Origin of the sequence: Trinickia mobilis (genome assembly GCF_017315705.1) — a bacterium.
Taxonomy (GTDB): Bacteria; Pseudomonadota; Gammaproteobacteria; order Burkholderiales; family Burkholderiaceae; genus Trinickia_A; species Trinickia_A mobilis.
The window spans coordinates 12627-25009 of record NZ_JAFLRF010000025.1 but is presented as its reverse complement, the minus strand read 5'-3'; the positions used below and the strand labels follow the sequence as shown (position 1 = coordinate 25009).

Genomic DNA, 12383 nt, shown 5'->3' with positions numbered 1-12383 from the left:
CCCGCCGGCTTATGGCCGTCTGGTGTCTTTTTGCGCCCGGGCGAACGATGCCCGTCGTCCGGATGGCCGTCCGCTGACGGGAGGCGAAAAAAACCGGCACCGAAGTGCCGGTTTCGGCCCGATGGGGCGGCGTCAGCGCGGTGCCCGGAGAAGCAGGCCGGCCGCCGGCGCAGCACCGCAACGGACTGATCCGGAGCGCCGCGCATATCGCAGGACGCTCACACCAGCGCCTTCTCAACGATCTCGCGCACATCGCGCGATTTCGCCTGCGCGGCCACTTGCTCGAGCGCTGCGCGCATCTTCTCGCGCAGCACCGGCGTATAGCGCCGCCACAATTCGAGCGCGCGTGCAAGGCGTGCCGCGACCTGCGGATTCAGCGCGTCGAGCGCGATCACCTGCTCGGCCCAGAACGCGTAGCCGGAGCCATCTTCCGCGTGGAATTGCGCCGGGTTCGCCGAGCAAAAGCTGAAGATCAGCGAGCGCGCCCGGTTTGGGTTCTTGAGGTTGAACGCGGGGTGCGTCATCAGCTTGCGCACGACGTCGATGATCGGCCGCGACTCGGTGCCGCGCTGCGTTGCTTGCAGCGCGAACCACTTGTCGATCACGAGCGGCTCCTTCTCGAAGCGGCGATAGAAATCGGCGAGGGCGCTTTCGGCCGCCGGCGTATCCTTCGACGTCGACGCCGCGAGCAGCGCCGACAACGCAGCTGCGCGGTCGGTCATGTTGTTCGCTTCCGCGTATTGCGCTGTAGCAAGCTTGACGGCGTCGGCCGGATCGTCGAGCTCGGCAAGGTAGGCGAGCGCAAGGTTCTTGAGGCCGCGATGGCCTGCGGCTTCCGGCGTCGGCGCGTAGGCGCCGGGCGTGCGGTGCCGGTCGTAGATCGCGAGCCATGGTTCGCGCAGTGCCGCGGCGAGGCGCTTGCGCACGAACTGACGCGCGCGATGCACGGCGGCCGGGTTCGACTCGGACATCTGCTCGGCAAGGTACGCTTCGGACGGCAGCATCAGCGCCAGCTCGCGGAAGGCCGGCGACAGCGTCTCGTCGTTCAGCACGCGCGCGAACGCGGCCACGACCGAGTCGTCGAGCCGCAGCGGCGCGTTTTCCGCGGCACGTGCGGCGAGCGCCAGCAGCTCGCGCGTCGCGAGCCGCTGGCCCGCCTCCCAGCGGTTGAACGGGTCGCTGTCGTGGGCGAGCAGGAACGCGAGTTCGTCGGCCGTGTAGTCGTATTCGGCGACCACCGGTGCCGAGAAATTGCGCAGCAGCGACGGCAGCGGCGCTTCACGGACGTCGACGAACGTGAAGGTCTGCTCGGTCTCGGTGAACTCGAGCACGCGCGTCGTACCGGAAGCCGCGCTTTCGCCTTCGAGACGCAGCGGCAGATCGGCGCCGTCGCGGCCGATCAGTCCGATCGCGAACGGGATCAGGAGCGGGCCCTCTTGCGTTTCGCGCGCAGCCGGCGCGGCGTCGCCGTAGCCTTGCTTCAGCGTGAGGGTGTAGCGCTGGCGGTCGGCGTCATAGGCTGTTTGCACCGTGACGCGAGGCGTGCCCGCCTGGCTGTACCAGCGCTCGAACTGGGCGAGGTCGCGGCCGTTCGCATCGGCGAGCGCGAGGCGGAAGTCGTCGCAGGTGACGGCCTGGCCGTCGTGCCGCTTGAAGTACAGGTCCATGCCGCGCCGAAAGCCGTCGCGGCCGAAGAGCGTCTGATACATCCGCACGACTTCCGCGCCTTTTTCGTAGACGGTCATCGTGTAGAAGTTGTTGATCTCGACGTAGCGCTCAGGACGCACCGGATGCGCCATCGGGCCCGAATCCTCGGCGAACTGCATCTGGCGCAGCACGCGCACGTCTTCGATGCGCTTGACCGCGCGCGCGGCTTCGTGAGTCGCGCCGCCGGCCATATCGGCCGAGAACTCCTGATCGCGGAACACAGTCAGGCCTTCTTTGAGGCTCAGCTGGAACCAATCGCGGCAGGTGACGCGGTTGCCCGTCCAGTTATGGAAGTACTCGTGGCCGACCACCGCCTCGATGTTCGCGAAGTCGGTATCGGTCGCCGTTTCCGGATTCGCGAGCACGTACTTCGTATTGAAGATGTTGAGGCCTTTGTTCTCCATCGCGCCCATGTTGAAGTCGCTCACGGCGACGATCATGAAGCGGTCCAGGTCGAGCTCGAGGCCGAAGCGTTCCTCGTCCCAGCGGATCGAATGGATCAGCGACTCCATCGCGTGGCGCGTCTTGTCGAGATCGTGCGGCTCGACCCACACCTGCAGCAGCTTTTCCTTGCCCGACACGCTCTTGATGCGCTCCTCGAGCGCGACGAGCCGCCCGGCGACGAGCGCGAACAGGTAGCTGGGCTTCTTGAACGGGTCTTCCCACTTTGCGAAGTGGCGGCCGTCCGGCAGCTCGCCTTCTTCGATCAGGTTGCCGTTGGAGAGCAGCACCGGGTAGGCGGCCTTGTCGGCGCGCAGCGTGACCGTGTAGGGGGTCATCACGTCGGGGCGGTCGAGGAAATACGTGATGCGGCGGAAGCCCTCGGCTTCGCACTGCGTGAAGAAGTTGTCGCTCGACACATAGAGGCCCGAGAGCGTCGTGTTCTCGGCGGGCGCGCAGGCGCTGACGATGGTCAGCTCGAACGCGTCGGGCACGTCGTCGAGCGTGAGCCCGTGCTCGTGCGCGCGGGCGGCCGCGTGCGTGATGCCGTTCACGGCGACCGAGACGAGTTCGAGCTGCTCGCCCATCAATTCGAGGCGCGCCGCGGCGGAGGCGTTGGGGTTGCGCTTTACGCGCATCGTGTTCTTGACGACCGTGCGCGCGGGCGCGAGGTCGAATTCGAGCGCGACGGAATCAATCAGGAAAGCAGGAGGCGCGTAGTCGGCACGGTTGATGACAGCGGGGGTAGCGGTATCGGTCATGGCTTTCGAATGAAAAAACCGGAAGAATCGGCTCGCGCCTGCTGGAACGAGAGCGGCGGGCGAGGCTGCCGGGCCATTGTACAAAGCCTGTGGCCGGTTGTGAGGGGCGAACTTTTTGTGCCCGGCTTTAGTCGGCGTATCATCGGGCCGCCCGCGCACGGTGCCAGGGCGACGAAAGCAAGACAAGGATGACCATGAAGCTCGACCAGTTCAAGCGCCGCGCAAGGCTGCTCCTGGCGGCGTTTGCCGCACTGCTCTCCGGCTGCACGACCTACGTGACGACGCAGGTCACGGCCTTCTCCGATTGGGGCAATACCAGCGACGCCACGCGCACCTATGCGTTCGCGCGCTCGCCCTCGCAGGAAAACAGCCTGGAGCAATCCACCTACGAACAGTACGTCGCCAACGAGCTGGCGACGCTCTCGTTCAAGCAGGCGCCGGCCACCGCGGCGCGCTATTGGGTCGGCCTGACCTATTCGATCAAGAGCGACATGGCGACGGTGTCGCAGCCGGTCTACTACGCGCCGCCCGTTTGGGGCCCTTTCTGGCGGCCGATCGATCCGTGGGGTCCCTGGGGCCCGTATCCGTCGGGCTACGTGACGCAGAGCTTCCCGGTCTTCACGCATACGCTCGGCATCCGCATCACCGAGCGTGCGACGGGCAAGGAGGTCTACAACGTGACGGCGCGCAACGCGAACGACGACCCGTCGCTCGTGACGTCGATGCCGTACCTCGTGCGCAGCGCGCTGACCGATTTTCCCGCCGGCAACGGCGCGGTGCGTACCGTGAAGATCGCCGTGGACAAGAACGGCGGCGCATCGAATGAAGTCGCGGTGCCGGCCCCGGCAAGCGCGCCGGGCGCCGCGCCTAAAGCGGCGCAATAGCAACCGGCCGCAGTGCGTAGCACAAGGGCTGCGGCACCCCGAGCCGCGGCCCTTTCCTCAGACGCCGACGCCAAATAGCGCGAGCGCTCCCAGCACGACGAACATCACCGCCGCGATGCCGTGCACGACCTTGGTCGGCAGCCGGTGCGCAAAGCGGTCGCCGAGCAGGATGGCCGGCACGTTGGCGATCATCATCCCAAGCGTCGTGCCTGCGACGACCCCGAAGAAATCATGAAAGCGCGCGGCGAGCGCGACGGTCGCGATCTGCGTCTTGTCGCCCATTTCCGCGAGAAAGAATGTGACGACGGTCGTGCCGAACACGCCGAGATGGGTGCGGTTGTTGTCCGCCTCGCCCTCGTCGAGCGTGTCCGGCACGAGAATCCAGAGCCCCATGCCGAGGAACGAGGCGGCGAGCGCCCAGCGCATGACAGTGGGCGTGAGGATCGAGCCGAGCCACGTGCCGAGCGCGCCGGCGCCTGCGTGGTTGATGAGCGTGGCGGCGAGCACGCCGAGAATGATCGGCAGGGGCTTGCGATAGCGCGCCGCGAGGACGAGCGACAGCAATTGGGTCTTGTCGCCGATTTCGGCGAGTGCGACCGCGCCGGTCGAGATCAGAAAGGCTTGTTCCACTTGTTGATTTTTTCCGGGGCCGAGATGTGTGCGAGCGCGACGATCCACGACAGCACCGGGCCCTAAAGCGGCGCGTGTGGATCATCGGTCTCGCCAGGCCCGAAAGGCTGCGTCTGCCATGGCCGGTCAGGCCAAGTTTGTTGACAGACGCCCCCGCCGGATCACGCGTTGCACGCAATGTCGATGAAGCTTGGATTGCGAGTGTCGTGCGGCGGGGCGGCTACTCCCCAATGAGGGCCGGAGTATAGCACAGGGTTTTGCGTAGCGGCCGGCTCGGCGCTCGCGTCTCGGGCCGCCGGTATTTGCAGTGCGGCGTAATCTTGTGATGGCGGAATTGTAATGGCAGGCTGTGCCGGATGTAGCGAGCCGTTGCCGGCAAACGTCGCGGACGAGGGATGGCCTTCGAGACCGCGGGAACCGATCACCCACGAATACTTTTGAAACCACGAAGAACGCAATGATCAACGCCAATTCGCAACCAGCGGCTGTCGATGTCGACGTCGCGATCATCGGCGCAGGGCCGTCCGGCGCCGTGGCTGCCGCGCTCTTGAAAAAGGCCGGCCATTCGGTGCTGGTGCTCGAGCGGCAGCATTTCCCGCGCTTTTCGATCGGCGAGAGCCTGCTGCCGCAGAGCATGGCCTATCTCGAAGAAGCGGACATGCTGCAAGCCGTCGTCGAGGCCGGCTTTCAGTACAAGAATGGCGCGCACTTCGTGCACGGCGACAAGACGTCGTCGTTCGATTTCCGCGACAAGCACACGCCAGGCTGGGGGACGACCTATCAGGTCGAGCGCGCGGCGTTCGACGACATCCTGATCCGCCGCGCCGCCCAGCAAGGCGCGGAGGTGCGCTTCGGCCACACGGTGCAGGCGCTCGAAACGGGCGATGCGCCGGTGCTCGAAGTCCAGGACGAAGCGGGCAGCGCGTATGCGGTCCAGGCGCGCTTCGTGCTCGACGCGAGCGGTTTCGGCCGCGTGCTCCCGCGTCTGCTCGCTCTCGAGTCGCCGACGCGAATGCCGACGCGCGCCGCGATCTTCACGCATGTGCGCGACGGCCTGCCCGCGGGCAGCACCGATCGCGACAAGATCTGCATCGCGGTGCATCCCGCGCGGCGCGATGTCTGGTACTGGATGATTCCGCTTGCGCAAGGGCGCGCTTCGGTGGGGTGCGTGGCGGAAGCGTCGTTTTTCGACGTGCAGGAGGCAGAGCGCGAAGCGCAGCTGCGCGCGCTGATCCGTGCGGAGCCGACGCTTGGCGCGCTGATCGGCGATGCGCCGTTCCTGATGCCGGTGCGGCACATCGGCGGTTACGCGGCGAACGTCGAGCGCCTGTACGGCCCGGGCTACGCGCTGCTCGGCAATGCGGGCGAGTTTCTCGATCCGGTGTTCTCGTCGGGGGTGACGATCGCGCTGCGTTCCGCGCATCTGGCCGTGGAAACGCTCAAGCGCCAGTTGCGCGGCGAGACGGTGGATTGGCTTGCCGGCTACGACCGGCCGCTGCGCCGCGGGATCGACACGTTCCGCGCGTTCGTCGACCGCTGGTACACGGGCGAGCTGCAGGACATCATCTTCTATCCTGATCAGTCGCCGTCGATTCGCCGGATGATCAGCGCCGTGCTCGCGGGCTACGCGTGGGACGAGACGAACCCGTTCGTCGCCGATCCGGTGCGCCGGCTCAAGGCGCTGCACGAGGTTTGCACGACCCTGTAAGCGCGGCGTTCGACGCTTGAACGTCGGCGTTAAAAAGACGGCGCTGCGTGCTCGAAGCGCCGTTTGTCGCTGACCGGCCCCCGGTCCGCGATCGAACTTTGCTCGCGGACGGTTAGGCAGACGTCATGCCGCCGCCGCTTGCGCCGCGAACCGCTCGCGCTTCGCATCGCGCTGATGCGCGCGTTGTCCCGCTGTATAGGTTTCGAAGATGGCGCGGTCGTCGCCGAGCAATGCGAACGCGAACAGCAGCTCTTCGAGCGACTGCCCGCGCGACGTGCGGCGCTTGAGGAGCGGCGTCGCGGCCGGATCGAGCACGATGAAGTCCGCTTCCGATTGCGGCGCGAGCGTACCGATCTTGTCGCCCAGATTCAGCGCCTGCGCGGCGCCCGCCGTCGCGAGCCAGAACATGCGCGTCGCCGTCAGGTGAAAGCCGGAGAGACGCGCGACCTTGTGCGCTTCGTTCATGGTCTGCAGCATCGAGAACGAGGTGCCGCCGCCGACATCCGTTGCGAGCGCGATCGGCACGCCCGCTTCGTCGGCTTTTTCGAAGTCGAAGAGGCCGCTGCCGAGGAAGAAGTTCGACGTCGGGCAGTGCGAGGCGACCGTGTTCGTCTGAGCCATCCGCTTGCGGTCTTCGGCGTCGAGGTAGATACAGTGGCCGTACACCGCCCGCGAACGCAGGAGGCCGTAGTGATCGTAGATGTCGAGATAGCTGCGGTGCCCCGGGAACAGCTCGGCCACCCACTTCACTTCGTCGACGTTCTCGGCCACATGGCTCTGGATGAACACGTCCTTGTGCTCGCGTGCAAGCACGCCGCACGCTTCGAGCTGCGCTTCAGTCGAGGTCGGTGCGAAGCGCGGCGTGAGCGCGTAGAGCTGGCGTCCGCGATTGTGCCAGCGGCCGATCAGCTCGGCGCTGTCGTCGTAGCCCGATTGCGCGGTGTCGCGCAGGAACTCGGGGCAGTTGCGGTCCATCAACACCTTGCCCGCGATCATCCGCATGTTGCGCGCTTCGCTCGCCGTGAAGAGCGCGTCCGCCGAGCCCTTGTGCACCGTGCAGTAGACGAGCGCGGTGGTCGTGCCCGACGCGAGCAGCTCGTCGCAGAAGAAGCTCGCGGTGTCCGCCGCGTACTCGGGATCGGCGAAGCGGCGCTCGGTCGGGAACGTGTACGTTTCGAGCCACGGCAAGAGGCCCGGTGCCGGAGACGCGATCATGTCCGTCTGCGGATAGTGAATATGCGTGTCGATGAAGCCCGGCACGATCACCTTGTCGCGCAGATCCTGCACTTGGGTGTCCGGTGCGATCTGGCCGCCGAGTGCCGAATAGGCACCCGCGGCAACCACGCGGCCGTCTTCGACGATCAGCACGCCGTCTTCGTCGAACACGGCGCCGTCGGCCGAGCGCGCCGGGTCGCCCTTGAAGGTCAGCAGTTGCGCACGGTAGGCGGTGCGCTTTGCGCGGGTATCACGTTGTGCAGTTTGACTCATGACTAGTACGTCTCTTGCGAAAATAGGGGTGGAACGTCAGGGGGCGGCATGCGGTTGCCCGCTATGCCAGTAAGCGTCGAGCTTCGCGACGAATGCGCCGCGCTCGGCCTCGGTGATGAACGACGCTTCGAAGCTGTTCTTCACGATCGTGTAGACGTCGCCGTCGGAGAGCTGCAGCGCGTCGATCGTCGCGAGGAAGTTTTGGTTGATGTAGCCGCCGAAGTAGGCGGGGTCGTCGGAGTTGACGGTCACGGCCACGCCGCGATCGAGCAGGCCCTTCAGCGTGTGCTGGGTCAGATCGTCGAACACGCACAGCTTGAGGTTCGACAGCGGGCAGACGGTGAGCGCGACGCGCGTATCGGCGAGGCGCGTGACGAGCGCCGGGTCTTCGATGCTGCGCACGCCGTGGTCGACGCGGTCCACTTTCAGCAGATCGAGCGCTTCGTAGATGTACGAGGGCGGCCCTTCCTCGCCCGCGTGCGCGACGAGCTTGAGCCCTTTCGCCCGCGCCTTCGCGAATACGCGCTCGAATTTCGACGGCGGATGGCCGCGCTCGGACGAATCGAGACCCACGCCAATGAGCCGGTGCGGGTAGGTGTCGAAGAGCGGGAGGGCGGCGTCGAAGGTGGCGAGCGCATCGTCTTCGGACAGATGGCGCAGGAAGCACAGGATCAGCTTGCTCGTCATGCCGCGCGGCTCCGCCTCGGCGAGCGCACGCTCGATGCCGGCCACCACCGTTTCGATCGCGACGCCGCGTTCGGTGTGCGTCTGCGGATCGAAGAAGATCTCGGCGTGCACGACGTTGTCGGCGAGCGCGCGCTCGACGTACGCCGCGGTCATGTCGTAGAAGTCCTGCTCGGTCAAGAGCACGCTCGCGCCCGCGTAGTAGATGTCGAGGAACGATTGGAGATCGGTGAACGCGTAGGCGGCCCGCAGCGCGTCGATCGAGTCGTACGCGAGCGTCACATTGTTGCGTTGAGCGAGCTTGAAGATCAGCTCCGGCTCCAACGAGCCTTCGATATGGATGTGCAATTCGGCCTTCGGTGCGCCAGCGGCTTTGTCGGCAAGGGTTGGGGTCATGGTCGGTCGGTCTTCCAAGGGGCTTTTTTTCAAGGCGTGGCGGACGGGTTGCGCGCCGGATGCTTGGGGCTTGGCGCGGTCTGCGTCCTTTTCAAACACCGCTCGCAGCATGGCGAGCGTTCGCTTCGACGGCCTGCAGCAACTGCGCCGCCGTGGACACCGCGATGATCTCCGGCGACTTGTCGACGATCCCTCCGACGCCGATCGGGCAGTGCATGCGCGCAATCTGCGCCGGGTCGATGCCGCGCGCGGCGAGCCGATGCTCGAACTGCTTGCGCTTCGTGTGCGAGCCGATCATGCCGAAGAACGCGAAATCGTGGCGCCGCAGGATGCGCTCGGCAAGCTCGAGATCGCGCGCGTGGTTGTGCGTCATGACGATGAAATACGTGTGCGGGGCGGCACGGTCGATGGCCTCGTCGGGCGCGTCGTTGGCGTCGATCGTCACGTTCAGGATGCCGTCCAGCGCTTCGGGCGGCGGGAACTGTGCGTCGCGCTCGTCGACCCACTGCACGTGGCACGGCAGCGTGGCGAGCACGCGCACGAGCGCGGCACCCACGTGGCCCGCGCCGAACAGCACGACGGCGAAGTCACGCGGTGCGATGGTTTCGGTCAGCAGCGCAGTGCTTTCGTCGAAGCCGGTGCCGTCCCACAGCAGGCAGTCGGGGCCGTCTACGCCGGGCTCCGGGTCCGACAGCATCACGTCATCCGGCGCGGGGCCGAATGATACGCTGCGCACGGTCGATTGGCCCGCGAGCACGCGCTTGGCGAGCGTCGTCACCCAGCCGAGGTCGCCCACGTCGAGGCGTTCGAACGCGATCACGACCGCGCCGCCGCAGCATTGGCCGAGGCTCGGGCCGAGCGCGAAGCGCTCGAGACGGCGCGCGCGCTGCGTGCGCATGCCGTCCTTGAGCACCTGGCGCGCGACTTCGATCGCGCGCCATTCGAGGTGTCCGCCGCCGATCGTATGGCACGCCGAATCGCGCGTGACGATCATCTTCGTGCCGGCTTCGCGCGGCGCCGAACCCTCGACGCGCGCAACCGTCACGAGCACGGCGGCGTCGCCGTGCGCGAGCAGGTGTTGCAGATCGGGCAGCCAAGGTTGCATCCGGTCGCTCCAGGCGGTGCCTCCCGCGAATTCAAGCGTGCGGGGGGCGGTTGATCGGGGCGCCTCGCCGCGCATGGGCGGCGAGGCGTGAGGCGTCGTGAAGTCACGCCGTTGCCGGGGCAGCGGCCGATGACGGCGAGGCGGACGCGCGCTGGGCTTGCAGCGCATCGAGCGCGTCGAGGATCGCCTCGGGCGTCGCCGGCGCGCGCAAGGGCGGTGCGCTTTTCACGTCCGGCACGGCGGCCGCGATCGCATCGCGGATCGCGAGAAACACCGAGAACGGCAGCAACAGCGGCGGCTCGCCGACTGCCTTCGAGCGAAACACCGTGGGCTCCGCGTTCTCGTTGCGATAGAGGCGCGCATGGAACGCGGCGGGCGTGTCGCTGACGGCGGGAATCTTGTACGTCGACGGCGCGTGCGTCATCAACCGGCCGTCGCGGTTCCACCAGAGTTCCTCGGTCGTGAGCCAGCCCATGCCTTGAATGAAGCCGCCTTCGACCTGGCCGATATCGATGGCCGGGTTGATCGACTGGCCCGCGTCGTGCAGCAGGTCGGCGCGCACGAGCTTCCATTCGCCCGTGAGCGTGTCGACGATCACTTCCGACACGGCCGCGCCGTACGCGAAGTAGTAGAACGGGTGGCCCGTCAGCGTCTTGGCGTCCCAGTGCACTTTCGGCGTCGCGTAGAAGCCGTCGGACCACAACTGGATGCGCGCGAGATAGGCCGCGTTGACGAGCTGCTCGAACGGCATCGCGCCGCCGTTGCCGATCACGCTGCCTTGTTCGAAGCGCACGTCTTGCGCGTTGCCGCCGAGCTGTTGCGCGGCGAGCGCCGCGAGCCGCTCGCGGATCGCGCGCGCGGCCGCTTCGGCGGCCTTGCCGTTCAGGTCGCTGCCGGTCGACGCCGCGGTGGCCGACGTGTTCGCGACCTTCGACGTATCGGTCGCCGAGACGCGCACGCGCGAAAGCGCGAGCCCGAACTCGTTCGCGACGACCTGCGCGACCTTCGTATTGAGCCCCTGTCCCATCTCGGTGCCGCCGTGATTGACGAGCACCGAGCCGTCCTTGTAGACGTGCACGAGCGCGCCCGCCTGGTTCAGGAACGGCACGTTGAACGAGATGCCGAACTTGACCGGCGTGATCGCGATGCCGCGCTTGAGCACCGGGCTCTTCGCGTTGAAGGCGGCAAGCGCCGCGCGGCGCGCGCGGTAGTCGCTCGATGCGAGCAGGTCCTCGGTGAGCGGCACGAGGATGTTGTCCTCGACGCGCTGCCCATACGGCGTCAGGTCGCGCTCGCCGATGCCGTAGTAATTCGCCAGCCGCACGTCGAGCGGATCGAGCTCGAGCTCGCGCGCGATGTCGTCCATCAGCACTTCCATCACGAGCGCGCCTTGCGGGCCGCCGAAGCCGCGGAACGCGGTGTTCGATTGCGTGTTGGTCTTGCACGCGAGCGCGAGGATCTCGACGTCGGACAGGTAGTACGCGTTGTCGAAATGGCACACGGCGCGTGTCGCGACGGCGCCCGACAAGTCCGCCGAATAGCCGGCGCGCAGCGCGATCTCGACGCGCGCGCCGAGAATGCGCCCGCGCTCGTCGAAGCCCGCTTCGTATTGATAGAGTGCGTCGTGCCGCTTGCCGGTGATCATGAAGTCGTCGTCGCGGTCGGCGCGCAGCTTGACCGGGCGATGCAGTAGCTGCGCCGCGAGCGCGGCGGCGCACGCGAACAGCGCCGATTGCGATTCCTTGCCGCCGAAGCCGCCGCCCATGCGCCGGCATTCGCAGACGACGTTATGCGTCGGCCAGCCGAGCATGTGCGCGACGACCTGCTGCATTTCGCTCGGATGCTGCGTCGAACTGTAGACGAGCATGCCGTCCAGCTCCTTGGGCACCGCGTAGGCGACCTGCCCTTCGAGATAGAACTGCTCCTGCCCGCCGACTTCGAACGTGCGCGCAACGCGGTGCGGCGCCGACGCGATCTTGGCGTCCGGCGTGCCGCGCGTCAGGTGCAAAGGGGGCAGCACGTATTGCTTTTGCGCCTTCGCCTCGGCCACCGACAGCACCGGTTCGAGCGGCTCGTAGCGCACGACTTCGTCGCTCTTGGCAAGCGACGCCGCGCGCCGCGCGAGTTCGTGCGTTTGCGCGACCACGGCGAAGACCGGCTGGCCGAGATAGAGCACGGTGCCGTCGGCGAGGATCGGGTCGTCGTGCAGCACGGGGCCGCAGTTGTTTTCGCCGGGGATGTCGGCGGCGGTCAGCACCGCGATCACGCCCGGCGCGTCGCGCACGGCCGTCAGATCGAGCGAGACGACGCGCGCATGCGCGTGGCGCGACAAACCGAGCGCCATGTGCAGCGTGCCGACCAGTTCCGGAATGTCGTCGGTATAGACCGCTTCGCCGCTGACGTGCAGCGTGGCCGATTCATGCGGCAAAGACGTACCGATTGCGACTGCATCGGGCGTGCTGCCGCGCAGATTGCCTATGAAAGCATCGGATTGCTTGTTCATTGCGGTCTCCTGTCGACCCGAGTTGGCGCTTCAGCGCTTACTCGGGTCCCATGCTTCGCGGTCGACCCGAGTTGGC

Annotated in this window: 8 protein-coding genes and 1 riboswitch; of the genes, 2 read left to right on the top strand and 6 right to left on the bottom strand. The window is 66.9% G+C overall.

The genetic code is table 11. The features are described 5' to 3' along the window. Positions 1-218 precede the first annotated feature (218 nt). Entirely contained in the window at positions 219-2909 is a 2691-nt protein-coding gene (gene pepN, locus J3489_RS25990) for an aminopeptidase N (RefSeq protein WP_207002980.1), read from the bottom strand. Between the two features lie 194 nt (positions 2910-3103). Here pepN and J3489_RS25985 point away from each other — a divergent pair, with 194 nt between their 5' ends. After that, entirely contained in the window at positions 3104-3793 is a 690-nt protein-coding gene (locus tag J3489_RS25985; RefSeq protein ID WP_207003082.1) for a DUF4136 domain-containing protein, read from the top strand. A gap of 57 nt (positions 3794-3850) precedes the next feature. Here J3489_RS25985 and J3489_RS25980 read toward each other — a convergent pair whose 3' ends face one another. Continuing rightward, positions 3851-4423 carry a TMEM165/GDT1 family protein gene (locus tag J3489_RS25980; protein WP_207002979.1) on the bottom strand — a complete coding sequence of 191 codons (573 nt, stop codon included), beginning with the start codon at positions 4421-4423 and terminating at the stop codon, positions 3851-3853. A 57-nt stretch (positions 4424-4480) separates the two neighbouring features. Then, positions 4481-4664, bottom strand: a riboswitch (yybP-ykoY riboswitch). A gap of 216 nt (positions 4665-4880) precedes the next feature. On the opposite strand from J3489_RS25980, the gene J3489_RS25975 reads away from it, so the two are divergent. After that, complete coding sequence (locus J3489_RS25975) at positions 4881-6131, top strand: NAD(P)/FAD-dependent oxidoreductase (RefSeq protein WP_207002978.1); 1251 nt, start codon at positions 4881-4883, stop codon at positions 6129-6131. Positions 6132-6254: 123 nt separating this feature from the next. Here J3489_RS25975 and guaD read toward each other — a convergent pair whose 3' ends face one another. The 4 genes from guaD to xdhB form a co-directional block, all read right to left on the bottom strand. After that, the gene (guaD, locus tag J3489_RS25970) at positions 6255-7619 is read right to left on the bottom strand and encodes a guanine deaminase (protein ID WP_207002977.1); all 1365 of its coding nucleotides are present in this window, start codon (positions 7617-7619) and stop codon (positions 6255-6257) included. Between the two features lie 36 nt (positions 7620-7655). Beyond that, a complete protein-coding gene (locus J3489_RS25965) occupies positions 7656-8699 on the bottom strand; it encodes an adenosine deaminase (protein WP_207002976.1) in 1044 nt (347 codons plus the stop codon). Between the two features lie 91 nt (positions 8700-8790). Beyond that, on the bottom strand, positions 8791-9804 hold the full coding sequence (gene xdhC, locus J3489_RS25960; RefSeq protein WP_207002975.1) for a xanthine dehydrogenase accessory protein XdhC: 1014 nt from the start codon (positions 9802-9804) through the stop codon (positions 8791-8793). A gap of 103 nt (positions 9805-9907) precedes the next feature. After that, positions 9908-12307, bottom strand: coding sequence for a xanthine dehydrogenase molybdopterin binding subunit (gene xdhB, locus J3489_RS25955; RefSeq protein ID WP_207002974.1), 2400 nt, complete (start codon positions 12305-12307; stop codon positions 9908-9910). Positions 12308-12383 lie beyond the last annotated feature (76 nt).